This is a genomic window from Streptomyces sp. NPDC007971 (genome assembly GCF_042958635.1).
In the GTDB taxonomy this organism is placed as follows: Bacteria; Actinomycetota; Actinomycetes; order Streptomycetales; family Streptomycetaceae; genus Streptomyces.
Window position 1 is genome coordinate 71,053 of sequence record NZ_JBIBJK010000030.1, and the last position, 24,024, is coordinate 95,076.

Annotated in this window: 16 protein-coding genes and 1 pseudogene; 8 read left to right on the top strand and 9 right to left on the bottom strand. The window is 70.8% G+C overall.

The genetic code is table 11. The features are described from left to right. The first annotated feature begins 198 nt into the window (after positions 1-198). From ACFZCP_RS41335 to ACFZCP_RS41365, 7 genes are all read left to right on the top strand, one after another. Positions 199-1,470, top strand: coding sequence for an extracellular solute-binding protein (locus ACFZCP_RS41335; protein WP_391441265.1), 1,272 nt, complete (start codon positions 199-201; stop codon positions 1,468-1,470). Positions 1,471-1,602: 132 nt separating this feature from the next. Continuing rightward, the gene (locus tag ACFZCP_RS41340; RefSeq protein WP_391441270.1) at positions 1,603-2,607 is read left to right on the top strand and encodes an ABC transporter permease subunit; all 1,005 of its coding nucleotides are present in this window, start codon (positions 1,603-1,605) and stop codon (positions 2,605-2,607) included. A 19-nt stretch (positions 2,608-2,626) separates the two neighbouring features. Then, a complete protein-coding gene (locus tag ACFZCP_RS41345; RefSeq protein ID WP_362679447.1) occupies positions 2,627-3,547 on the top strand; it encodes an ABC transporter permease subunit in 921 nt (306 codons plus the stop codon). Positions 3,548-3,711: 164 nt separating this feature from the next. Next, entirely contained in the window at positions 3,712-5,394 is a 1,683-nt protein-coding gene (locus ACFZCP_RS41350; RefSeq protein WP_391441277.1) for an alpha-amylase family glycosyl hydrolase, read from the top strand. A gap of 135 nt (positions 5,395-5,529) precedes the next feature. Next, complete coding sequence (locus ACFZCP_RS41355) at positions 5,530-6,906, top strand: alpha-amylase family glycosyl hydrolase (RefSeq protein ID WP_391441280.1); 1,377 nt, start codon at positions 5,530-5,532, stop codon at positions 6,904-6,906. 210 nt (positions 6,907-7,116) lie between these two features. Then, positions 7,117-12,531 carry a pullulanase-type alpha-1,6-glucosidase gene (gene pulA, locus ACFZCP_RS41360; protein WP_391441283.1) on the top strand — a complete coding sequence of 1,805 codons (5,415 nt, stop codon included), beginning with the start codon at positions 7,117-7,119 and terminating at the stop codon, positions 12,529-12,531. Positions 12,532-12,563: 32 nt separating this feature from the next. Then, on the top strand, positions 12,564-12,929 hold the full coding sequence (locus tag ACFZCP_RS41365) for a 5-carboxymethyl-2-hydroxymuconate Delta-isomerase (protein WP_391441286.1): 366 nt from the start codon (positions 12,564-12,566) through the stop codon (positions 12,927-12,929). Between the two features lie 10 nt (positions 12,930-12,939). Here ACFZCP_RS41365 and ACFZCP_RS41370 read toward each other — a convergent pair whose 3' ends face one another. The 5 genes from ACFZCP_RS41370 to ACFZCP_RS41390 all read right to left on the bottom strand — a co-directional run bounded on the left by ACFZCP_RS41370 (position 12,940) and on the right by ACFZCP_RS41390 (position 18,699). Further along, positions 12,940-13,629: a TetR family transcriptional regulator gene (locus tag ACFZCP_RS41370; protein WP_391441287.1), complete on the bottom strand. Its 690-nt coding sequence runs from the start codon at positions 13,627-13,629 to the stop codon at positions 12,940-12,942. Between the two features lie 68 nt (positions 13,630-13,697). Further along, positions 13,698-14,747 (bottom strand): 2Fe-2S iron-sulfur cluster-binding protein, encoded by a 1,050-nt coding sequence (locus ACFZCP_RS41375; RefSeq protein WP_391441323.1) that lies wholly within the window; start codon positions 14,745-14,747, stop codon positions 13,698-13,700. Continuing rightward, on the bottom strand, positions 14,747-15,643 hold the full coding sequence (locus tag ACFZCP_RS41380) for a metal-dependent hydrolase (protein ID WP_391441291.1): 897 nt from the start codon (positions 15,641-15,643) through the stop codon (positions 14,747-14,749). Before ACFZCP_RS41380 ends, ACFZCP_RS41375 begins: the two co-directional genes overlap by 1 nt. Before the next feature lie 254 nt (positions 15,644-15,897). After that, entirely contained in the window at positions 15,898-17,820 is a 1,923-nt protein-coding gene (locus tag ACFZCP_RS41385) for a hypothetical protein (RefSeq protein ID WP_391441293.1), read from the bottom strand. Between the two features lie 327 nt (positions 17,821-18,147). Continuing rightward, positions 18,148-18,699 carry a tetratricopeptide repeat protein gene (locus ACFZCP_RS41390; RefSeq protein ID WP_391441295.1) on the bottom strand — a complete coding sequence of 184 codons (552 nt, stop codon included), beginning with the start codon at positions 18,697-18,699 and terminating at the stop codon, positions 18,148-18,150. 118 nt (positions 18,700-18,817) lie between these two features. Here ACFZCP_RS41390 and ACFZCP_RS41395 point away from each other — a divergent pair, with 118 nt between their 5' ends. Next, complete coding sequence (locus tag ACFZCP_RS41395; protein ID WP_391441297.1) at positions 18,818-19,228, top strand: hypothetical protein; 411 nt, start codon at positions 18,818-18,820, stop codon at positions 19,226-19,228. Positions 19,229-19,305: 77 nt separating this feature from the next. Here ACFZCP_RS41395 and ACFZCP_RS41400 read toward each other — a convergent pair whose 3' ends face one another. The 4 genes and pseudogenes from ACFZCP_RS41400 to ACFZCP_RS41415 all read right to left on the bottom strand — a co-directional run. After that, entirely contained in the window at positions 19,306-20,868 is a 1,563-nt protein-coding gene (locus tag ACFZCP_RS41400; RefSeq protein WP_391441299.1) for a DUF1996 domain-containing protein, read from the bottom strand. A 174-nt stretch (positions 20,869-21,042) separates the two neighbouring features. Continuing rightward, entirely contained in the window at positions 21,043-21,696 is a 654-nt protein-coding gene (locus tag ACFZCP_RS41405; protein WP_391441302.1) for a LuxR C-terminal-related transcriptional regulator, read from the bottom strand. Further along, positions 21,681-22,958: a sensor domain-containing protein gene (locus ACFZCP_RS41410; protein ID WP_391441305.1), complete on the bottom strand. Its 1,278-nt coding sequence runs from the start codon at positions 22,956-22,958 to the stop codon at positions 21,681-21,683. The genes ACFZCP_RS41405 and ACFZCP_RS41410 overlap by 16 nt, the downstream gene beginning before the upstream one ends. 54 nt (positions 22,959-23,012) lie before the next feature. Next, positions 23,013-23,918: pseudogene (locus ACFZCP_RS41415) on the bottom strand (NAD-dependent epimerase/dehydratase family protein); the annotation flags it as partial. Positions 23,919-24,024 lie beyond the last annotated feature (106 nt).

Consider the following 24,024-nt stretch of genomic DNA (forward strand, 5'->3'; position numbering starts at 1 on the left):
CCATCGTGTTCCCTTGCACTTTTTTTCTGCAAGGTCTTTCGCAACGCTTACATGGCTGTTACGTTCCAGTCGCCCGGCAGCCTCCCCCGTTCTCGACCTCGTTCGAGCGGGGGGACCCCCCATCGGCGCAGTCGGCAAGACCAGGGACGGCGGACGGGACCGCTCCCTGCAGACGGGCTTAACCCTCAAGGAGAACTCATGCGGCGTGGCATAGCGGCCTCCGCGCTGGTGGCGTCCCTCGCTCTGGCGGCGACGGCGTGCGGCGAGAGCGACAGCGACAGTAAGTCGGACGGCCCGGTCACCATCACCTGGTGGGACACCTCCAACGCCACGAATGAGGCACCGACGTACAAGGCCCTGGTCTCGCAGTTCGAGGCCGCCAACAAGAACATCAAGGTCAAGTACGTCAACGTCCCCTTCGACCAGGCGCAGAACAAGTTCGACACGGCGGCCGGCTCCAAGGGCGCCCCGGACGTGCTGCGCTCCGAGGTCGGCTGGACCCCCGCCTTCGCGAAGAAGAGCTACTTCCTGCCGCTGGACGGCACGGACGCCCTCGCCGACCAGGCCAAGTTCCAGCCGAACCTGATCAAGCAGGCCCAGTACGAGGGCAAGACCTACGGCGTGCCGCTGGTCACCGACACCCTCGCCCTGGTCTACAACAAGGCCCTGTTCAAGAAGGCCGGCATCACCGAGGCCCCCAAGACCTGGGACGAGCTGAAGTCCGACGCCGCCAAGGTCAAGGGCAAGACCGGCGTCGACGGCTACTGGGGCTCCACCCAGGCCTACTACGCCCAGTCCTTCCTCTACGGCGAGGGCACCGACACCGTCGACGCCACCGCCAAGAAGATCACCGTGGACGCGGCCGCCGCCAAGAAGGCCTACGGCACCTGGCTGAGCCTGTTCTCCGGCAAGGGCCTGCACAAGGCCGACACCACCGCCGACGCCTACGCCCACATCCAGGACGCGTTCGTCAACGGGAAGGTCGCCGCGATCGTCCAGGGCCCCTGGGAGATCACGAACTTCTACAAGGGCTCGGCCTTCAGCGACAAGTCCAACCTCGGCATCGCCACCGTCCCGGCCGGCTCCGCCGGCAAGGCGGGCGCCCCGACCGGCGGCCACAACCTCTCGGTCTACGCCGGCTCCGACAAGGCCCACCAGGCCGCGGCGCTGAAGTTCGTGCAATTCATGACCTCGGCGAAGTCCCAGGAGACCATCGCCCTGAAGAACTCCACGCTGCCCACCCGCTCCGACGCCTTCACCGCACAGGTCAAGGCCGACCCCGGCATCGCCGGCTACCAGGGTGTCCTGGCCGCCGCGCAGCCCCGTCCGGCCCTGCCCGAGTACAGCTCCCTGTGGGGTCCGCTGGACATCGAGCTGCCCAAGATCGCCGGTGGCAAGGAGTCGCTGGACAAGGGTCTGGGCAACGCCGAGGTCGCCATCGCCAAGCTGGTGCCCGACTTCAGCAAGTGACGCCCGCGTGGCCGTCGGATCTCCCCCGCGCTCGAATGAAATCGCGCGGGGGACCCCCCGAAAGGGGGGAAGGATCCGACGGCCACCGGCCTGTGCCCAGGCCCGCCCCCTGATCTCCCGAAGGTGTCGAACATGACAGTCGCCATCGACCGCGCCACCGGCAGCCGCCGCGGTGACCGCGCTCCGCGGCCCGGCCTGGGCCAGCGCATCAAGAACGGACTCCAGAAGCACTGGTACGCCTACGCGATGATCGCGCCGGTCGTCATCGTGCTCGGCGTCATCGTGGGCTATCCGCTGCTGCGCGGTGTCTACCTGACCCTGACCGACGCCAACAGCCTCAACTCGGCGCGCACGATCGGCGTCAACCACATCGACGCCACGTACAAGTTCATCGGGATCGGCAACTACAAGGACATCCTGTTCGGCCCGCTGGCGTACGACCGGTTCTGGTCGCACTTCCTGTGGACCGTCTTCTGGACGGTCGCCTGCGTGGCCCTGCACTACACCATCGGCCTGGGCCTCGCGCTCATGCTCAACCAGAAGCTGCGCGGCCGCACCTTCTACCGCCTGCTGCTGGTCCTGCCCTGGGCCGTGCCGACGTTCGTCACCGTCTTCTCGTGGCGGATCATGCTCTCCGACTCCGGCGCGCTCAACCAGATCCTGCACACACTCCACCTGCCCGAGCCGCAGTGGCTGGAGGACACCTTCTGGCAGCGGTTCGCCGCGATCATGGTCAACACCTGGTGCGGTGTGCCGTTCATGATGCTCTCCCTGCTCGGTGGTCTGCAGTCCATCGACTCCACGCTCTACGAGGCCGCGGAGATGGACGGCGCGACCGCCTGGCAGCAGTTCCGGCACGTCACCCTGCCCGGTCTGCGCTCGGTCAGCTCCACCGTGGTGCTGCTCGGCGTCATCTGGACCTTCAACCAGTTCGCCATCATCTTCCTGCTGTTCGGCCCCACCGGTGCGCCCGACGCCCAGATCCTCGTCACCTGGGCGTACTACCTGGGCTTCGGACAGCAGCCGCGCGACTTCGCCCAGTCCGCCGCGTACGGCGTCCTGCTGCTGTCGATCCTGACCGTCTTCACCTCCTTCTACTTCCGCTGGCTGAAGCGCAATGACCAGCTCGCCGTCTGACGCCGCAGGAGCCGCCGCCATGAGCACCACGACACCCCCCGAGATCAAGCCGGGAAGCCCGGTGACCCCGCAGGTCCTCGCCGCGTCGCGACTCAGGCCGGCCCGCCGGCGCGGCGAGCGCGGCCCGCTCGGCGCCGCGCTCCTGCACGGCGGCCTCGCCCTCGCGAGCCTGATCGCCCTGGCCCCGGTGGCCTGGCTGGTCTTCCTCTCCCTCGGCCCGGACAAGGACGACTACCTGCACCCGGGCAAGATCCTGGGCAAGATCACCTTCTCCAACTACAGCTTCGTGCTGGAGCACACCGGCTTCTTCGACTGGTTCAAGTCGACGATGATCGTGGCCCTCGGCACCACCTTCATCGGTGTCTTCGTCGCGGCCACCACCGGCTACGCCGTCTCGCGCATGCGCTTCCCCGGCTACAAGTCGCTGATGTGGGTCCTCCTGCTCACCCAGGCCTTCCCGATCGCCATCCTGATCGTTCCGATGTACGAGATCTTCAGCGAACTCGGCCTCATCGACACCTACTGGTCGCTGATCGTCATCAACTGCACCACGGCCGTGCCGTACAGCGCCTGGCTGCTCAAGGGGTACTTCGACACCATCCCCTTCGAGATCGACGAGGCCGGACGCGTGGACGGACTCACCCCCTTCGGCACCTTCTTCCGGCTGATCCTGCCGCTGGCCCGTCCCGGGCTCGCCGTCGCCGGCTTCTACAACTTCATCACCGCCGTCAGCGAGGTCGCGTTCGCGACCACCTTCATGCTGGACGACTCGAAGTACACCTTCGCCGTCGGTCTGCAGACCTTCGTCAGCGAGCACGACGCACAGTGGAACTACATGGCCGCCACCGCGGTGCTGATCGCGATACCCGTGTCCGTGTTCTTCTACCTCGTGCAGAAGAACCTCGTCACCGGCCTCACCGCAGGCGGCACCAAGGGCTGAGCCCCTGTCCGAACCGGGCTCCCGCGCGACTGTCCGCGCGGGTAGGCGGCCGCGGTGCTCCATCCGACCCCGCTGGCACCGCGGCCGCCTTGCACACCCCCCGGCCCCTGTCGCCGTACCCACGTTCGCCCATGACCCGAACTCCCTTACGCATCAAGGACGCCATGAGTCACCAGCACCCTGCAGCCCCGGCCGACGACTCCGCGGTCGCCACCGTCGCCAAGCGGCGCGACTGGTGGCGGGACGCGGTGATCTACCAGGTCTATCCGCGCAGCTTCGCCGACAGCAACGGCGACGGCATGGGCGACCTGGAAGGCGTACGCTCCCGGCTCCCGTACCTGCGAGACCTCGGCGTGGACGCCGTCTGGCTCAGCCCCTTCTACGCCTCCCCGCAGGCCGACGCCGGCTACGACGTCGCCGACTACCGCGCCGTCGACCCCATGTTCGGCAACCTGCTCGACGCCGACGCGCTGATCCGCGACGCCCATGAACTGGGCCTGCGCATCATCGTCGACCTGGTCCCCAACCACTCCTCCGACCAGCACGAGTGGTTCAAGCGGGCGCTCGCCGAGGGCCCCGGCTCGCCGCTGCGCGAGCGTTACCACTTCCGTCCCGGCAAGGGGGAGAACGGCGAACTCCCGCCCAACGACTGGGAGTCCATCTTCGGCGGCCCGGCCTGGACCAGGGTCACGGAACCCGACGGGTCGGCCGGCGAGTGGTACCTGCACCTCTTCGCCCCCGAGCAGCCCGACTTCAACTGGGAGCACCCGGCGGTCGGCGACGAGTTCCGCTCGATCCTGCGCTTCTGGCTGGACATGGGCGTCGACGGCTTCCGGATCGACGTGGCCCACGGGCTGGTGAAGGCCGAGGGGCTGCCGGACCTCGGCTCCCACGACCAGCTCAAACTGCTGGGCAACGATGTCATGCCGTTCTTCGACCAGGACGGCGTGCACGCCGTCTACCGGCAGTGGCGCACCGTCCTCGACGAGTACGCGGGAGAGCGCATCTTCGTGGCCGAGGCCTGGACGCCGACCGTCGAGCGCACCGCCAACTACGTCCGCCCCGACGAACTCCACCAGGCCTTCAACTTCCAGTACCTGGGCACCGAGTGGGACGCGGACGAACTGCGCACCGTCATCGACCGCACGCTGGAGGCGATGCGCCCGGTCGGCGCCCCCGCCACCTGGGTCCTGTCCAACCACGACGTCACCCGGCACGCCACCCGCTTCGCCAACCCGCCGGGCCTCGGCACCCAGATCCGCACGGCGGGCGACCGCGCACTCGGTCTGCGCCGCGCCCGCGCGGCCACCCTCCTCATGCTGGCCCTGCCCGGCTCGGCCTACGTCTACCAGGGCGAGGAACTGGGCCTGCCGGACGTCGTGGACCTTCCCGACGAGGTGCGCCAGGACCCCGCCTTCTTCCGGGGGGCCGGCCAGGACGGCTTCCGCGACGGCTGCCGTGTGCCGATCCCGTGGACCCGCGAGGGCTCGTCGTACGGCTTCGGCAGCGGCGGCAGCTGGCTGCCGCAGCCGCAGAGCTGGGCGGAGCTGAGCGTGGAGGCGCAGTCCGCGGTGCCCGGCTCGACCCTGGAGCTGTACCGCGCGGCGCTGAGCGCCCGCCGGTCGCAGCCCGACCTGGGCGCGGGCGAGGCGGTGGAGTGGCTGCGGGCGCCCGAGGGCGTCCTGGCCTTCCGCCGGGGCGAGTTCGTGTGCGTCGCGAACACCACCGGCGAGTCCGTGACGACGCCGTCCTACGGCCGCGTCCTGCTCACCAGTGGTGAGGTGACCGAGGCGGACGGCGAGACGAAGGTGCCGGCCGACACCACGGTGTGGTGGACCAGGGCCTGACGGCCCGTCCGAAAGTTCTTGCATCAACTTCACAACGGCCCGCTGCCTTTCAGGCAGCGGGCCTTTAACATCTGCGTCACCGCAAGTTTGCTGAAACATTTCAGCAAGCGCCTTCAAGGACGAAGGAACCCCCACATGGCACGCAGAACCCTCCCCGCGGTGTTCGCCCTCGCCGCCGCCGTTACGGTTGGCATGTACCCGACTACCGCACAGGCCTCCCCGCCCGGCACCAAGGACGTCACCGCCGTCCTCTTCGAGTGGAACTACGCCTCGGTGGCCCACGAGTGCACCACCGCCCTCGGCCCCGCCGGCTACGGATACGTCCAGGTCTCCCCGCCCGCCGAGCACATACAGGGCTCGCAGTGGTGGACGTCCTACCAGCCGGTGTCGTACAAGATCGCGGGCCGCCTCGGCGACCGCAGCTCGTTCCAGAACATGGTGAACACCTGTCACTCGGCCGGTGTGAAGGTCGTCGTCGACACCGTCGTCAACCACATGTCGGCCGGCTCGGGCACCGGCACCGGCGGCTCTTCGTACACGAAGTACAACTACCCGGGCCTGTATTCGTCCTACGACTTCGACGACTGCACGGCCCAGGTCACCAACTACCAGGACCGCTGGAACGTCCAGCACTGCGAACTCGTCGGCCTGGCCGACCTGGACACCGGCGAGGAGTACGTCCGCAAAACCATCGCGGGCTACATGAACGACCTGCTCTCCCTCGGCGTGGACGGCTTCCGCATCGACGCGGCCAAGCACATCCCCGCCGACGACCTCGCCAACATCAAGAGCCGCCTCACCAACCCCTCCGTCTACTGGAAGCAGGAGGTCATCTACGGCGCGAACGAGGCCGTCCAGCCCACCGAGTACACCGGCAACGGCGACGTCCAGGAGTTCCGCTACGCCTACGACCTCAAGCGCGTCTTCAACAACGAGAAGCTCGCCTACCTCAGCAACTACGGCGAGGGCTGGGGCTATATGAGCAGCTCGGTGGCGGGCGTCTTCGTCGACAACCACGACACGGAACGCAACGGGTCGACCCTGAACTACAAGGACGGCGCCAACTACACCCTGGCGAACGTCTTCATGCTCGCCCACCCCTACGGCGCCCCGGACATCAACTCCGGCTACGAGTGGTCGGACGCGGACGCGGGCCCGCCCAACGGCGGCACCGTCAACGCCTGCTGGCAGGACGGCTGGAAGTGCCAGCACGCCTGGCCGGAGATCCGGTCCATGGTCGCCTTCCGTAACGCGACGCGAGGCCAGGCCGTCTCCAACTGGTGGGACAACGGCAACAACGCGATCGCCTTCGGCCGGGGCACCAAGGGCTACGTGGCGATCAACCACGAGTCCTCGCCCCTGACCCGCACGTACCAGACGTCCCTCCCGTCGGGCACGTACTGCAACGTCCAGAACAACACGACGGTGACGGTGAACTCCGGCGGGCAGTTCACGGCGACGCTGGGGTCCAACACGGCCCTGGCGCTCTACACGGGCAAGTCGAGCTGCTGAACGTCGGGGGCGCCGACGGCGGCGACGTCGGCCGGCGCCCCCGGCCGGTCGTCGGCAGCCTGCCGTCGTGAAAGTTCTTGCCATCGGTTTCAGGACTCTTGCTGTAAACCTTTCGTCAGCGATACGGTCACGCGGGCGCCCGGCAGCGATGGCGTGCCGCGGCGTTGGGGTCGGACCCAAGAGAGCCGCATTCGCTAGGAGTTACCGCCTGTGATACCGAGATGGCCGGCGCCCCGGACGCGCCGCACCGCACAAGCGAGACGGGCCGCGGCCGTCACCGCCGCAGTCCTCGCCGCTGCACTGATCCAGCCAGTCGCCGCCCGCGCCGTCACCCCGCCGGCACCTCCCTCGGACGCGAAGCTCGCGGCCCAGCCGGCCCGGCACGACGACACCCGCGAGCAGTTCTACTTCGTCATGCCGGACCGTTTCGCCAACGGGGACCGGTCCAACGACCGCGGAGGACTCACCGGCTCCCGGCTCAGCACCGGTTACGACCCCACCGACAAGGGCTTCTACCAGGGCGGCGACCTCAAGGGCCTGACCAGGCGGCTCGACTACATCAAGGACCTCGGCACCACCGCCATCTGGATGGCGCCGATCTTCAAGAACCGACCGGTCCAGGGCACCGGCAGCAACGCCTCGGCCGGCTACCACGGCTACTGGATCACCGACTTCACCCAGGTCGACCCGCACTTCGGGACGAACAAGGACCTCACGACCCTCATCTCCCAGGCGCACGCCAAGGGCATGAAGGTCTTCTTCGACGTCATCACCAACCACACCGCCGACGTCGTGGACTACAAGGAGAAGTCCTACGACTACCTGTCCAAGGGCGCCTTCCCGTACCTGACCAAGGACGGGCGGCCCTTCGACGACGCCGCCTACGCCGACCACGCCGTCGGCAGCCGGAGGTTCCCGGCCGTGGACGCCGGCTCCTTCCCGCGGACGCCGACGGTCACGAGCGACAGCAAGGTCCCGGCCTGGCTCAACGACCCGACGATGTACCACAACCGGGGCGACTCGACGTACGCCGGCGAGTCCACGACCTACGGCGACTTCTCCGGTCTCGACGACCTGTGGACCGAACGTCCCGAGGTCGTCCGGGGCATGGAGAAGATCTACGAGCGGTGGGTCGAGGACTACGGCGTCGACGGGTTTCGGATCGACACCGTCAAGCACGTGAACATGGAGTTCTGGACCCAGTGGGCCACCGCCCTGGACCGGTACGCGGCCGCGCACGGGCGGAAGAACTTCTTCATGTTCGGCGAGGTCTACTCCGCCGACACCTCGGTCACGTCCCCGTACGTCACCCAGGGCCGCCTGGACGCCACCCTCGACTTCCCCTTCCAGGACGCGGCCCGCGCCTACGCCTCCCAGGGCGGCAGCGCGCAGCGCCTGGCGAGCGTCTTCGGTGACGACTACACGTACACGACGGACAAGGCCAACGCGTACGAGCAGGTCACCTTCCTCGGCAACCACGACATGGGCCGCATCGGGTACTTCCTGAAGCAGGACAACCCGAAGGCCACCGACGCCGAGATCCTGAAGAAGGACCGGCTCGCCAACGAGCTGATGTTCCTCAGCCGCGGCAACCCCGCCGTCTACTACGGCGACGAGCAGGGCTTCACCGGTTCCGGCGGCGACAAGGACGCCCGCCAGACGATGTTCGCCTCCAAGGTCGCCGACTACCTGGACGACGACGAGATCGGCACCGGCCGCACCCACGCGAGCGACTCCTACGACACCGGCGTACCGCTGTACAAGGAGATCGCCTCCCTCTCCAGGCTCCGCAAGGCCAACCCGGCCCTGACGGACGGCGTCCAGACGGAGCGGTACGCGGCCGACGGCGCCGGCGTCTACGCCTTCACCCGGACGGACGCGAAGACCGGTGCCGAGTACGTCGTCGCCCTCAACAACGCGGACAGCGAGAAGTCCGCGACCTTCGCCACCGGCTCGGCCGGCATGTCCTACCGGGGCATCTACGGGACCTCCGACACGGTGAAGTCCGACGCCGACCGCAAGGTCACCGTCGCCGTCCCGGCCGGTTCCGCCGTCGTCCTCAAGGCCACCGGCGCCCTCGAAAAGCCCGCCGCCGAGCCGACGATCACCCTGAAGGCCCCGGCCGCCGGGGCCACCGGAACCGTGGACGTCACGGCCGGCGTCGACGGGGGACAGCTGAACCGCGTGGTCTTCGCCGCCCAGGTCGCAGACGGCCCGTGGCGGACGCTCGGCTCCGCCGACCACGCCCCCTACAAGGTCACCCAGACCCTCGGCAGGCACGTACCCGCCGGCACCACCCTGCGCTACAAGGCGGTCGTGATCGACTCGGCCGGGCACACCGCGAGCGCCCTGGCGAGCAGCACCACCGGCACCCCGCCCACGCCCGAGGTCCCCACGGCCTCCTCGCGAAGCTACGCGATCGTCCACTACAAGCGCACCGACGGCGACTACGCCGACTGGGGCCTGTACGCCTGGGGCGACATCGCCGACGGCGAGACCACCACCTGGCCCGCCGGCCACCCCTTCGCCGGCCGTGACGCGTACGGCGCCTTCGCCTACGTCAAGCTCAAGCCGGGTGCCTCGAACGTCGGCTTCCTGGTCGTCGACAAGGACGGCAACAAGGACGTCTCCGCCGACCGGTCCATCGACGTCACCAAGGCGGGTGAGGTCTGGGTCGAGCAGGGGAAGACCGACGTCCTGACGACGAAGCCCGACCACCCCGCGCAGGACACGGCCAAGGCGGTCATCCACTACCACCGCGCCGACGGGAACTACGACGGCTGGGGCCTGCACGTCTGGACGGGTGCCGCGCACCCCACCGACTGGTCGAACCCGCTCAAGCCGGTGAAGACTGATGCCTATGGCGCGGTCTTCGAGGTACCGCTCACCGAGGGTGCCACCAGCCTCAGCTACATCGTCCACAAGGGCGACGACAAGGATCTGCCCACCGACCAGTCCCTGGACCTCAAGGCCGACGGCCACGAGGTGTGGCTGTTGAACGGCCAGGAGGAGTACCTGCTGCCGCAGCCCGCCGGCAGCGCGGCCGCCCTGGACCTGACCACTTCCAAGGCGGTCTGGATCGACCGGAACACCCTTGCCTGGAACGGCGTCGACGGTGCCGCCTCCACCCAGCTGCTGTATTCCCACGACGGCTCGATCGCCGTCAAGGACGGGACGCTGACCAGCGACGACGAGCGCTGGCTGCGGCTGACGAAGACCGCCCTCACCGACGCCCAGAAGGCGAAGTTCCCGCACCTGAAGGACTACACCGCCTGGTCCGTCGACCCGCGCGACCGGGACCGGGTGCGCGAGGCGCTCAGCGGGCAGATCGTGGCCTCCCAGCGCGCCGTGAACGGGGCCGTGCAGGCCGCGACCGGCGTGCAGATCGCCGGTGTGCTGGACGACCTGTACGCCGGCGCGACGAAGAGCAGGCTCGGGCCCGTCTTCCACGGCGGGAAGCCGACCCTGTCCGTGTGGGCACCCACCGCCCAGTCGGTCCATCTCGACCTGGACGGCCGCAGCGTCGCCATGGACCGTGACGCGGCGACCGGCGTCTGGTCCGTCACCGGGCCCGCCTCCTGGAAGGGCAGGTCCTACCGGTACGTCGTGAAGGTCTGGGCGCCCAGCGTTCGCAAGATCGTCACCAACAAGGTCACCGATCCCTACTCGGTCGCCCTCACCGCGGACTCCGGGCGCAGCCTCGTCGTCGACCTGAGCGACCGGTCCCTCGCGCCCGGCGGCTGGGCCGGCCTGCACAAGCCCAAGGCCGTGCCGCTGAAGGACGCCCAGATCCAGGAGTTGCACGTCCGGGACTTCTCCGTCGCCGACAAGACGGTCCCGGCACCGGACCAGGGCACCTACCTGGCCTTCACGGACAAGAACAGTGACGGCTCCAGGCACCTGCGCCAGCTGGCCAAGTCCGGCACCTCGTACGTCCACCTGCTGCCCGCCTTCGACAACGCCACCGTGCCGGAGAAGAAGGCCGACCAGGCGAGAACCGACTGCGATCTGGCGTCCTACCCCGCCGACTCCGACAAGCAGCAGGAATGCGTGGCGAAGATCGCCGCGAAGGACGCCTACAACTGGGGCTACGACCCGTACCACTACACGGTCCCCGAGGGCTCGTACGCCACCGACCCCGACGGCACGGCCCGCACGGTCCAGTTCCGCAGGATGGTCCAGGCCCTCAACCAGGACGGCCTCAGGGTCGTCATGGACGTCGTCTACAACCACACGGCCGCGAGCGGCCAGGCGGACACCTCCGTCCTGGACCGGATCGTGCCCGGCTACTACCAGCGGCTCCTCGCCGACGGCTCCGTGGCCGACAGCACCTGCTGCTCCAACACCGCGCCCGAGAACGCGATGATGGGCAAGCTGGTCGTGGACTCGATCGTCACCTGGGCCAAGGAGTACAAGGTCGACGGGTTCCGCTTCGACCTCATGGGCCACCACCCCAAGGCCAACATCCTGGCGGTCAGGAAGGCCCTCGACGCGCTGACCCCCGCCAAGGACGGCGTCGACGGCAAGAAGATCATCCTGTACGGCGAGGGCTGGAACTTCGGGGAGGTCGCGAACGACGCCCGGTTCGTGCAGGCCACGCAGCAGAACATGGCCGGCACCGGCATCGCCACCTTCTCCGACCGCGCCCGCGACGCCGTGCGCGGCGGCGGCCCCTTCGACACGGACCCCGGCGTCCAGGGCTTCGCGTCCGGGCTGTACACCGACCCCAACACGTCCGCCGCCAACGGCACGCCGGCCGAGCAGAAGGCCCGCCTCCTGCACTACCAGGACCTGATCAAGGTCGGTCTGAGCGGCAACCTGAAGTCCTTCGGCTTCACCGACACCGACGGCAAGCAGGTCAAGGGCTCCGAGGTCGACTACAACGGCTCGCCCGCCGGGTACGCGGACGCACCTGGCGACGCGCTCGCCTACGCGGACGCGCATGACAACGAGTCGCTCTTCGACGCTCTGGCCTACAAGCTGCCCGCGGGGACGAGCGCGCCCGACCGGGCCCGGATGCAGGTCCTGGCGATGGCCACGGCCGCCCTCTCGCAGGGGCCGTCGCTCTCGCAGGCGGGCACCGACCTGCTGCGCTCGAAGTCGCTGGACCGCAACTCCTTCGACAGCGGCGACTGGTTCAACGCCATCCACTGGAACTGCGCCGACGGCAACGGCTTCGGACGGGGGCTGCCGATGGCGGCCGACAACCAGTCCAAATGGCCCTACGCCAAGCCGCTGCTCGGCACGGTCAAGGTGGGCTGCCCGCAGATCACCGGCGCCTCGGCCGCCTACCAGGACCTGCTGCGGATCCGTACGACGGAGAAGGCCTTCTCCCTCGGCACGGCCGCCCAGGTGCAGGACCGGCTGTCCTTCCCGCTGTCCGGCAAGGACGAGACACCGGGCGTGATCACCATGCAGCTCGGTGACCTGGTCGTCGTCTTCAACGCCACCCCGCAGCAGCAGGAACAGCGGATCGGCGGCCTCGCCGGGACGGCCTACCGGCTGCACCCGGTGCAGGCGGCCGGTGCGGACGCGGTGGTGAAGACCTCCTCCTACGCGGCCGGCTCGGGCACGTTCACCGTCCCCGCGCGGACCGTGGCCGTCTTCAGCCGGGCGGCGAAGTAGGGTCGGGCCGTCGCCGTAGAACAGGAGTGCCCATGCCGCAGATCACCGTCGACTACACCGCCGTGCTGGAGGAGTCGGGCGCCTTCGACATGGACGGTTATGCGCGTGCCCTGCACGAGGCGGTCGTCGAGATCGCGGCGGCCTCGCCGCAGGCCTGCAAGACGCTGTTCCGGGACTGTCTCGCCGCGTACGGATACGAGCCCATGGACGGGCGGCACGTCGTGGTGCACGTGACCATCGGGCTGCTCGCCGGACGCAGTGAGGGGACCAGGGCGAAAGTGACCCAGGCCGCGCTGGAACTGCTCCGCACCCACGTGGAGCAGGAGGAGGGAACCACCCTGCACGCCTCCGCCGAGGTCCGAGACCTGGATCCCTCGTACCGGAAGTTCGACCGCTAGGCCGGACTGCCTAGGGAGCCAGGGAGATCAGCCGGCCGACGAGCTCTGCGAAGGGCCCGTCGGCCGGCTCGTCCTTGACCATGGTGCGCAGCAGGGCGGCCATGTCCGCGTCGTAGGCGGCGCTCACCGCCGCCAGTGCCGCGAAGTCGTGCACGAGCTGGAGTTCCAGTTCGGCGCGCGGGATGCTCCGGCCGTCCAGCCAGATCAGCGCCGTCGACTCGGCGAGCGAGATCCACGAGCGGACGACCAGTTCCAGCCGCGGGGGAGCGTCGACGACGCCCAGATGCGACAGCATCTGTTCGTAGGCGGCCTGGCGTACGGAGTCGATGAGCGCGTTGGTCGCCGACGAGCCGACGGCCGGGCCGCCGCGCATCAGGGCCGAGAAGCCGGGGCCGTGCTCGTCCACGAAGTCGAAGTAGCGGCGCATCACGCGCAGCAGGCGGGCGCCCAGGGCGCCCTCCTGCGGTTCGCCGAACCGGCCGGCCAGATCTTCGGCGGCACGCTTCAACGCGGCTTCGTACAGGCTCATCTTGCCGGGGAAATAGTGGTAGACCAGCGGGCGCGAGATGCCCGCCGCCGACGCTATCTCGTCGATGGAGACCTCGTCGGGCGAGTGGCGGCTGAACAGGTCGAGTGCGACGCCGATCAGCTGCTGCCGTCGCTCCTCGACGCCCATCCTGCGGCGAACCCCGGTACTCATGCGAACACCTTACCGATCGAATCCGGCCTCGAACGGGCCGGACCCTCGACGGCATTCGCATCATTCCGTCACAGGTCAAGCACAAGACGCTCACTTCTGGCCCGTGACACACAGATCAGCATCGAGTCGGCACGCTCCGCATCCGTCAGCAGCTCGTCCCGGTGATCCACCTCGCCGTCCAGCACCCGCTGTTGACAGGTCCCGCAGAACCCCTGCTCGCAGGAGTAGGCGATGTCCGGCAGCTCACGGCGTACGGCGGCCAGCACGGTGGAGCCGGCCGGGACCGTCACCGTCCGCCCGCTGCGCCGCAGTTCGAGCTCGAACCCGGCGTCGCCCTCTGCCGGGGTGCGCGGAGCGAACCGCTCCAGATGCAGCGTGGCACCCTCGGGCAGCCGTGCCTCCACCGCGGCCATGAGACCCTCCGGGCCGCAGCAGTACACGGCCGTCCCCGCAGGCACCTCGGCGAACAGCGCGTCCAGGTCCGGGCGCCCGTCCTCGTCCTCGGCGACGAGCGTCAGCCGGTCCTGGGCGAGCGCCCGCACCTCCTTGAGGAACGGCATCGAGGCCCGGGTGCGTCCGCCGTACAGCAGCCGCCAGTCGGTGCCCTCCGGCAGTGCCCGCAGCATCGGCAGGATCGGCGTGATGCCGATGCCGCCGGCGACGAAGACGTAGGCGGGCGCCTCGGCGAGCGGGAAGCGGTTCCTCGGTCCGCGCACCTCCAGCTCCATGCCCTCGGCGAGCTGCTCGTGCACCTCGCGCGAGCCGCCCCGCCCGTCCTCGACCAGCCGGGTGGCGACCGTGTACGACGAGGTGTCCGCGGGGTCGCCGCACAGCGAGTACTGCCGTACGAGCCCCGACGGCAGCACCAGGTCGAGGTGCGCACCCGGCTCCCAGCGCGGCAGGGCGCGCCCTTCCAGGCGCAGTTGTACGACCCCGTCGGCGACGGTCTCGTGGGCGGTGAGCAGCAGCCGCAGCGCCCGTGAGCGGGGGCGGCCCGACAGGGGCGGGTCCAGGGAGGGCAGCGGCCACAACGGCGAGGCCGCAACCCGGCGGCGCAGGGCCCGCCGGGTCAGCAGGGCGGCCCCCGCGACGAGGGCGACGGTGCGCAGCTTCGGCATCATGCCCCCGTCTTCTCTGCGGCGAGCGCGGCGGGGGAGGAGGCCAGGTAGGCGACGGCCTGCGCGGTGGAGCCCTCCTGGGAGGGGTGGTAGGAGCGGCTGAGGTAGCGCGGGATGGACTTGAGCATGTCGCCGGTGGCGGGCAGGGTGCCCTGCCGGCCGCGCACGTAGAAGTCCTTCAGCGAGCCCTTGGCGTCCACCAGGGTCGGGTCGTTCTCCAGGAAGAAGCGGATCCCGCGCTGCCACAGGAACACCAGTGCGCTGAAGGCCGTCGCCCAGGTGCGCGCCCGGCGCCGGTAGCTGCCGTCGAGGTGCGCGAACAGGTCGAAGGCGACGGAGCGGTGCTCGACCTCCTCCGCGCCGTGCCAGCGCAGCAGGTCCAGCATGGTCGGGTCGGCGCCGCGCCGGTCCAGCTCGGCGGCGTTGAGCACCCAGTTGCCGAGGAAGGCGGTGTAGTGCTCGATCGCCGCGATCAGCGCGACCCGCTCCAGCAGCCACCAGCGGCGCGCCCGGCCCGGCGGCAGGGTGCGGTCGCCGAGCAGCTTCTCGAAGAACCAGTCGACCTGCGCGGTGTACGGCGTCGGGTCCAGCCCCTGCTCGCGCAGGTGCGGCAGGACCTCGTCGTGGGCCTGGGAGTGCATCGCCTCCTGCCCGATGAAGCCGATGACGTCCTCGCGGAGCCGGTCGTCCCGGATGAGCGGCAGCACCTGCTTGTACACGTGCACGAACCACCGCTCGCCGGCGGGCAGCAGCAGGTGCAGCACGTTGATGGTGTGCGTGGTGAAGGGGTCGCCGGGCACCCAGTGCAAGGGTGTGTCCTCCCAGGAGAAGGACACGTTGCGGGCCTTGAGCGGTATGCGCTCGGACTCCACCGGCCGGGCCTGCGTGTTAGACATGGCGTCAATGTACTGACGGGTAGGACGTCTGAGAACCCCCGTGCGGCACCTTGTTGACGCGAATGTCAGCTAGGTGCCCGCCGACGGGGCCCACCGGGCGCCGACCGACGGGCCCAGCTGGACGCCGGCCGGTGGGGCCCGGCGGGGGTCGGCCGACGGAGCGGAGCCGGACGCCGACTGGTGAAGCTCGCCGAACGCCCGTCGGCGGGGCCCGCCGGGCGTTCGGCCGATGGCGGTGCCCCGTGGGATTTCGGCTAGTGGAGCCCGCTGATCTGCCGTCCGTCGGCCAGCGTCGCCTTCAGGTCGGCCTGCGCACCCTGCTTGGCCCGGACCGCGAGCAGCGGCCCCTGTCCCCGGGCGGTGACGCCGCCGGTCGCACGGATCGACGCGGTTCCCTCGCTGCCGGCCGCCAGCAGGTACCAGGCCCCGGTCCTGGACTTCCACAGCACCCCGGCCAGCACCTGCGGGTCGCGCGGGCCGCACGCCGGTACGTCCCCGCCCTTGGCCACGACCGCCCCGACCGCGCCGCCCGGCGTCCGGAACTGGGCCAGGGCCGCCGTACCGTCGCCGCGCCAGGTCTCGGCCCGGGTGCACAGCCAGCCGGCCGACCCGCTGCCCTCGGGCAGAGGCTGGTTGGCGAACGCCCACGCGTTGACGCTGCGGACACCCGCGGAGCGCTCCATGGCCAGCGAGCAGGCGAACGGCGCCCAGGTGCGCAGCCCGTCCGTGCCCGACGCCTCGGCGGGGGCGCCCGGGCGTCCGGCGGTGAGGTGCGCGGGGACCAGTTCGCCCAGGTCGGTGGCGAGCCGGGTGCCCCAGTCGTCGGTCAGCTGGAGCACGTTCCACGAGGTGCAGCTGCCGGGCTGCAGCGCCGGGCTGGCCAGCGGTGTGGTGACGCCGCCGGTGGCGGTGAGGGGCGTCGGCGCCGAGCCCGGCTTCATCAGGTCCCGCGCGGCGGCCTTCTTCACCCAGGGGGCGAGCAGATAGCGGACGTTGCCGTCGGAGCGGCCGAGCACCAGCGAGCCCGCCTCGGCGCCGGTCGCGCCGTCGACGCGGGCGAAGTCGAGCGCGGCGCCGGAGGTGCCGTCCGTCGGCTCGGCGTAGCGGACGATCCGCAGGCCGTCGTGGAGGATCACCACCCGGGCGCCGTCCACCGTGCCCGCGTACAGCAGCTGGGGCGGGCCGGCCGGGCCGCCGGTCTGGGTACCGGGGGTGGACGAGACGCGGACCGTCTCCCCGGGGCGGGCCCAGACGGCGAGGGCGCGGCGCAGCAGAGCCTTGTCGCCGGTGAGCGGGCCGCGTGCGGGCCACACGGAGAAGTCGGTGCGGGCGGCGGACTGCCACGCCGTCGGCGGGACGCGGGTCACCTTGCCCGGGTCCAGGGCCGCCTCGGCCGCCGGGTTCTGCGCGTACAGGGGCGCGGCGGCGCCGTCGGGGCCCCAGCCGCCGCCCGGCATGAAGACCAGCGCCCCGCACACCGCGAGCGCGGCCGCCGCGGCGAGCGCGGCCTTGGTGTGCTGGCGGCGGCGCATCAGGTCGGTGGGCCGGGCCTGCAGCGAGCAGGGGTCGTACTCGGGGGAGGAGAGCAGCGCGTCCTGTCCGGGCACCCCGTTCGCCTCCGCCAGCGCGGCGTCGGGCTCGTCGGCCTCGGCGGCCTCCAGGATCCTGCGGATGTCGGGGTCGGAGAGCTTCTCCAGGCCGCGCAGCACGTACGCGGCGCGGGCCGGGCCGGACAGGGCCGACAGCCGCTGGTCCAGGGCGAGTTCGTCGGCGCCGCCCGAGCGCGGGAACAGGCGCAGTCCCCACACCTGGGGGAGCAGCGGCGGCAGTTGCGAGAGTCTCGGCAGGGTCCTGCGGGGGCGGGTCGCCTCCAGCGCCGCGCGCAGCACGCGCAGGCGGAGGAAGGCGTAGCTCGGGTCGCCGTCCCGGCCCGTGGACTGGGCCGGGATCACGGATGTCTGCTTGCGACCCCCGGGCAGGGCCCGCTGGGCGAGGGCGTGCGCCGTCAGCACCCGGCGGCTGCGGCCGAGGCGGGGCGGCAGTACCAGGTAGGCGAGCCGGACCAGCCGGGGGTAGTGCTCGACGAGCGCGGCCTCGGCCTGCTCGACATCCACTACCGGGCCGGCGGCCCCGGCGGAGGCGGGTGCGGGACGCTGGTCTACTTCCTGTGACTGCACGTCCGGGAAAACGAGCGAATCGGTGGTTGGTCACCGGCCTGCCCGGCGGCCTCCGCCACCGGGCGCCGCAGCCGGCGCGGAGGCGGCGAGCGGCCGGGCACGACCGTCCCGCCGGCACCGGCGACGGCGTGCCCCGCGGTTCCGGCATGCCCTGCGTGGTCTGCGGTTCCGGTGTGCCTTGCGCGCTCTGCGGTCCCGGCGTGCCCTGCGCCTCCGGCGGTCAGGCGCGCTCTGTGGTCCCGGCGGTTGCCGCGTGTCCTGCGGTCTCGGCGGTTCCGGCATGCCCCGCGGGTGCGAAGTGTCCCGCGGCCCCGGCGTGCGGGCGGGTCAGTCCTGCGGCTCCACGAGCAGACGCGCGTAGTTCGCCATCGACCGCTGGTAGCGCGGCAGGTGCGGGGCCAGCGCGCCGAGCACCAGGGACAGGCCCTCGCGGTCACGGCCCAGGCTGGACAGGCACAGCGCGAGACAGCCCCGCACCGCGTCGTCCAACTCGTCCGACGGGGCGTCCAGTTCGGGGGTGAGCAGCTCGACGCCCTCCTGGGCCCGCCCGATGTTCCGCAGCGAGCTGGACATCTGGATCTTGGCCCGGCGGCCCTTGTACCGGCTGGCCTCGCTCAGACCGCGCGCCAGCGCCTCCCGGTACAGCGGCACCGCCTTGTCCGAGTGACCGGTGGAGTCCCAGGCGCAGGCCTGCTCGAAGGGGCCCAGCGGGCTGCCCTGCGGCAGCTCGGCGACGAGCTTGTCGATCACGGCGCGGAACTCGGCGGGGCCCTTGGCGGAGCTGCTGTCCGATGCGGCTTCCGCGTAGTCGTCGAAGGTGGCCCAGGCGGCGGTCACACGGTCTTCCCAGTCATGGTTCACCGGGTCACCCTCGCACACCCGTGCCCGCGGGCGCCCCGTAATTGAGCGCAGCGCACGCGGGGGCCGTATCGAAGGGCGGGGCCCCTCGCCCGGGCTCCCTGCGGCATGCTTCTGCGCATCAGGACCGGAGGAACAGATGAGGTTGACGCGACCGACGCTCGCCGTTGTGGGTGCAGCGGCCGTACTGGCGCTGACGGGCTGCGGCTCCGGCGGGGACACGAAGAAGGTGCCGCCCACTGCCACGGGCAGCCTGGAGAGCCTTGCCGCCGAGGTGAAGTGCAAGCCGAACATGCAGACCGACGCCGACGAGATCCGCCAGGCCATCTGCAAGAACACCGACGGCCGGTTCATCCTCGCGACCTTCGCCACCGACCGCGGCCAGCGCGAGTGGATCAACGACGCGAAGGACTACGGCGGCTACTACCTGGTCGGCCGCAAGTGGGTCGCCGTCGGTGACAACGGCGTCGTCAAGGCGCTGCGCGGCACGCTCGGCGGTGACGTGGAGATCGGCACCGACCACCACGCGCACGGTGCGCACAGCGGCTGACGGCCGTCGCGGCCCAGGCGGCGCACAGACGAAGCGGGCGGTGGGAGTTCCCACCGCCCGCTCGTGCTACCGGACCCTCACTGGCACTGGCGGCCGGTGTTGATGCAGTTGGCGATCTTGTTCGCCAGGCCGCCGGTCGTGACGCTGATGAAGTCGTCGTGGTCGGTGGCCGGCTTGTGGAGCTGTTCCGGGAACCCGTCGACCGCGTAGGCGTTCTTCACCTGGCCGTTCTGGAGGCTCGGCGGGGCGATGTTGTACACCAGGCGCATCGTCAGCTGCGGGATCGCCTTGAAGCCGTTCCCGCAGACGCCGCTCGCCGGGTCGGCGAAGGCCACGTGCGTGCGGTGGTTGGCGCTGTCGATGTTCTGCCCGTCCCAGCAGCTCTGGAAGGCGAAGGTGCGCACCACCTTGCTGCCCTGCGGGCAGATCGGGTACTGCGACGTCAGCTGCACCTTGTTCTCGAAGCCGGTGCAGCTCCAGTGCGCGTTGGCGTTGGCCAGACCGTTGGTGGTGGTCTTGGCGTCACCGGTGATGATGCGCAGGAACTGCGGCATCGCGACGACCTTGCTCGCCGGGCTGCCCACGTACTTGATCTGGGCCTGCACCGGCGTCAGGATCTTGCCGACGTTGCCTTCCTTGCCACCGCCGTCCGCGTTCTGGTCGAAGTCCTGCGAGCCGTCCTGGACGCGGACCACGGGCCAGTAGTACGACGACAGGTCGTTCCTGTTCTGGCAGCTGGTGCCGCCCTGCAGGAACGTCTGGTTGCTGGAGAACGCGTTGACCTTCTGGTTGCCGACGTAGTCGTGCAGGTGGTGCGCGCCGTTGGTCACGCCGGGCGCCACGATCACGTTGTCGGTGTTGTGGTTCTTGTTCGCGTTCACACCGCAGCGCGTGGTGAACGTGCCGGTCGAGGCGTTGCCCAGCTGGCGCGGCTTGCCCTGGACGTTCGGCGCGACCTTCGTGATGTCCACGAAGTCGGCCGCGACCGGGCCGTTGCCGGCCTGCCCGCCGACGTTCTGCTGCTGGCCGCCGGCCTGCTGCTGACCCCCGTTCTGCTGCTGGCCCCCGTTCTGCTGCTGACCACCGGTGTTCTGCTGCTGGCCACCGGTGTTCTGCTGCTGACCGCCGGTGTTCTGCTGCTGACCGCCGGCGGTCGTCTGGTTGGCGGACTGCGTCGTACAGGCGGCGAGCTGGTTCAGCGCGCTGTTGAAGGAGCCGCCGACCCGCTGGATGTCCATCCTGATCCGGTCGATCGTCGCAGCCCGTTTGTCCTTGAGGGGGCCGACGATCGAGTTCTGCACGAAGCTCGGGTCGTTCGTCTGTGCCTGCCGGGTGGAGGCGAGCCGGTTGTAGGCCTCGGTGATCTGCTTGTCGAGGTTCGCCAGCTCCATCGCCACGCCCTGGCGTGCGCGCCAGGGCACGTTCGTCAGCTTCTGGCCGACGTCCGGGCAGGAGATCGTCGCGACCTGGGCCGTGGCGGCCTTGGTCGAGTTGCCTCCCCACGTCTGGTGGTTCGGCTCGTGCGCCGAAGCGTAGAAGTTCGCCCAGATCAGCCCGCCCCCACCGAGCGCTAGGGCCGCCGATGCGGCTATGGCCTTGGTGGCCAGCGGCGTACGGCGTTTTCGTGTGTTGCGTCCCATGGAACTCCTCTGACTTCCTTGCGGGGCAGCATCGAGGCGCCCGACAGGAGTGAAGCGGCGCCCTTCCATACGGACACCGCCTCAGAGGTGTTCAGCCGTCTCACAAATTTGTCCGAGGAATACCCCGCCCACGGGCCTCAAATGCCATCTGAGCAGCGGAAGTTGTCCTGAGGATCAGAGGTCGCGGTCGAGGTGGGCGAGCACGGCCAGAACGCGGCGATTGTCGTCGTCCGACACCTCCAGGCCCAGTTTGGTGAAGATGTTGGAGGTGTGTTTCGCGATGGCCCGTTCCGTCACCACCAGCTGGGAGGCGATCGCCGTGTTCGAGCGGCCCTGTGCCATCAGTTCGAGGACCTCCCGCTCCCGGGGGGTCAGCTGGGCCAGCGGCCGGTCGTCGGCCGCCCGCCGCGACAGCAGCTGCTGGATCACCTGCGGGTCCATCGCCGTACCGCCCGCGGCCACCCGCTGCACGGCGTCCACGAACTGCTCGGCGTCGAACACCCGGTCCTTGAGCAGATACCCCACCCCGCCGCTCCCGTCGGCCAGCAGCTCCCGTGCGTACAACTGCTCCACGTGCTGGGAGAGGACCAGCACCGGCAGCCCGGGCCGCTCCCGCCGGGCCTGCAGCGCGCACTGCAGACCCTCGTCGGTGTGCGTGGGCGGCAGCCGGACGTCGACCACGGCGACGTCCGGCTGCAGCTCGGCCAGCGCACGGGTGAGTTCGGGACCGGACTCGACGGCCGCCGCGATCTCGAAGTCGTAGGCCTCCAGCAGCCGCACCAGTCCGTCACGCAGCAGGAAGAGGTCTTCGGCTAGGACAACGCGCACGGGATCTCCATGGACACCAGGGTGGGACCGCCCGCGGGGCTGCTGACGGCCAGGACGCCGTCGAATGTACCCAGTCGCCGCTCGACCCCGGCGAGCCCCGAGCCCGCGCCGATCACGGCACCGCCCTTGCCGTTGTCGGTGACCGTGATCCGCAGCATGCCGTCGGTGTGGTGCACGTCCACCCGGACCCGCTCGGCGCCGGAGTGCTTGACGGCGTTGGTCAGGACCTCGCTGACCGCGAAGTAGGCGGCCGACTCCACCGGTGCGTCCGCGCGGCCCGGCAGCTCCACACTCACCTCGTTCGGCAGGGGCAGCCGCAGCGCCAGCGCCCGCACCGCGTCCCCGAGTCCGCGCTCGGCAAGCACCGGCGGATGGATGCCGCGGACCAGGCCGCGCAGTTCCTCCAGGGCCTCGGCGGAGTTCTGGCGGGCCTGCGCGAGCAGCTTCCTCGCCCTGGCCGGATCCCTTTCGAGCAGCGCCTCGACGGTGCCGAGGTCCATGCCCATGGCGACCAGCCGCGCCTGCGCCCCGTCGTGCAGATCCCGCTCGATGCGGCGCAGTTCGGCGGCGGAGGTGTCCACGGCGTCCCGCCGGGTCTCGGTCAGCACCCGCACCCGCTCGGCGAGTTCGGCCTGGCTCGGGGCGAGGACGGCGCGGGTGAGGCGGAAGTGCGCGGTCAGCATCGCGGGGGTGAACCGGTGGGCCACCACCAGGAGGACGGCGGCCACGGCGGCGGCGGCGAACGCGGTCGCCCGGCTGTCGACCGGCACGAAGGCGTACCAGTAGGGGCCGCCCTCGGCGTCCGACAGCACGTGCCACAGCCCGGCCGCCACCGCGAAGCCCTCCAGCGGGTAGAACACCAGCACGGCAGGCAGCAGGGCGGTGACGAACCCGGCCGTCATGTCCACCAGCAGCCACCGCAGATCCCGCCAGGTCGCGGGGTCCGCCAGCATCAGCACCGTGCGCGTCCAGGGGTTGGCGTCCTCGGGTGTCGGCCGGTACGCCACCGGGATGCGCACCCCGCTCCACTCGGCGGCCAGGACCCGCCGCCAGTTGGCGAAGGTGCGTACGCCGGTCAGGACCGGCGGGGTGGTGAAGATCCCGAGGCCGGCCGGGACGAGCGCGATCGACACGGCCGCCAGCGTGAAGCAGAGGACGGCCAGCGGCAGCGAGACAACGGCCAGCACGAACCCCCGCCCGGCGGCCAGCAGAACGTCCCGGGTACGGGTACGCAGGCCGTCGTTCCTCGTGTTGTTGTTCATGCCGTCAGTCTCACCGACCGAGGCGGGCGCGGGCACGGGGCCGGTCCCCCCCCTTCAGGAGGTGGTGTCAGGTACACCCCCGCCCCCGGCCAGGACCTTCGCCTCCACCTCCGGATCCAGGCCCGGCACCGGGCGGTCCGGCCGCAGCGGTACCGTGCCGCCGATGTCCGTCAGCCACCGCCAGGTGTCGGCGACGGTCTCCCCGGCCGGCCGGCACACCAGCCCCGTGGCGAGCGCCCGGGAGACGTCGCCCCGGTGCGCCGGCCCGTACATCTCGCCGTCCGGCGGCACCCACACCGGCAGCTGGGTCCACGGCTCGATCCCGGCGGCGAGGATCGCCTCCGGGGCGGTCCAGCGCAGCTCGGCGTCCGCGCCGGTGACCCGGACACAGGTCCGCAGCAGTTCGCCCATGGTGGTGTGGCCGGGCGGGCTCACCAGGTCGTAGGGCCCGCTCAACTCCCGCTCCACGGCGCCGAGCAGCCAGTCGGCGAGGTCCCGGGCGTCGATGTACTGGAGCGGCAGGTCCTGCGGTCCCGGTGCCAGGACCGGGCCGCCGCGGGCGATCCGGGTCAGCCACCAGGGCAGCCGGCCGATGTTCTCGTACGGGCCGAGGATCAGCCCCGCCCGGACCAGCACCGACGCCTCGGCCCCGAAGGCCTCGACCGCGGCCAGCTCGCCGCCCCGCTTGTCCTGTGCGTACTCGGTCGCACCGGCGTCGGCGGAGGCGCCCTCGACCAGCGGCCCGTCCTCGGCGGCCCCGCCCACCGAGGGCCAGGGCCAGGCGTACACGGACCGGCTGGAGACGTACACGTACCGGCCGGCCCGGCCCCGCAGCAGCCGTGCCGTGTCCCGGACCGCGCGCGGCTCGGCCGACCAGGTGTCGACGACGGCGTCCCAGGTGCCGCCGTCCGCGGCGAGGGCGGTCAGGCCGTCGGGGGCGGTGGGGGGGGCGGGGCGCCCCCCCCCCCCCCCCCGGGGCCCCGGGCCCCCCCCCCGGGGGCCGGCCCCCCCCCCCCCCCCCCCCCCCCCCCCCGGGCCGCCCGCCCCCCCCCCCCCCCCCCCCCCC

Coding starts and splice junctions, on each gene's coding strand:
- ACFZCP_RS41350 (WP_391441277.1), top strand. CDS start 3,712: ATGAGTCACCAGCACCCTGCAGCCCCGGCCGACGACTCCGCGGTCGCC.
- ACFZCP_RS41345 (WP_362679447.1), top strand. CDS start 2,627: ATGAGCACCACGACACCCCCCGAGATCAAGCCGGGAAGCCCGGTGACC.
- ACFZCP_RS41355 (WP_391441280.1), top strand. CDS start 5,530: ATGGCACGCAGAACCCTCCCCGCGGTGTTCGCCCTCGCCGCCGCCGTT.
- ACFZCP_RS41400 (WP_391441299.1), bottom strand. CDS start 20,868: ATGGGACGCAACACACGAAAACGCCGTACGCCGCTGGCCACCAAGGCC.
- ACFZCP_RS41395 (WP_391441297.1), top strand. CDS start 18,818: ATGAGGTTGACGCGACCGACGCTCGCCGTTGTGGGTGCAGCGGCCGTA.
- ACFZCP_RS41365 (WP_391441286.1), top strand. CDS start 12,564: ATGCCGCAGATCACCGTCGACTACACCGCCGTGCTGGAGGAGTCGGGC.
- ACFZCP_RS41410 (WP_391441305.1), bottom strand. CDS start 22,958: ATGAACAACAACACGAGGAACGACGGCCTGCGTACCCGTACCCGGGAC.
- ACFZCP_RS41375 (WP_391441323.1), bottom strand. CDS start 14,747: ATGCCGAAGCTGCGCACCGTCGCCCTCGTCGCGGGGGCCGCCCTGCTG.
- ACFZCP_RS41380 (WP_391441291.1), bottom strand. CDS start 15,643: ATGTCTAACACGCAGGCCCGGCCGGTGGAGTCCGAGCGCATACCGCTC.
- ACFZCP_RS41335 (WP_391441265.1), top strand. CDS start 199: ATGCGGCGTGGCATAGCGGCCTCCGCGCTGGTGGCGTCCCTCGCTCTG.
- ACFZCP_RS41370 (WP_391441287.1), bottom strand. CDS start 13,629: ATGAGTACCGGGGTTCGCCGCAGGATGGGCGTCGAGGAGCGACGGCAG.
- ACFZCP_RS41340 (WP_391441270.1), top strand. CDS start 1,603: ATGACAGTCGCCATCGACCGCGCCACCGGCAGCCGCCGCGGTGACCGC.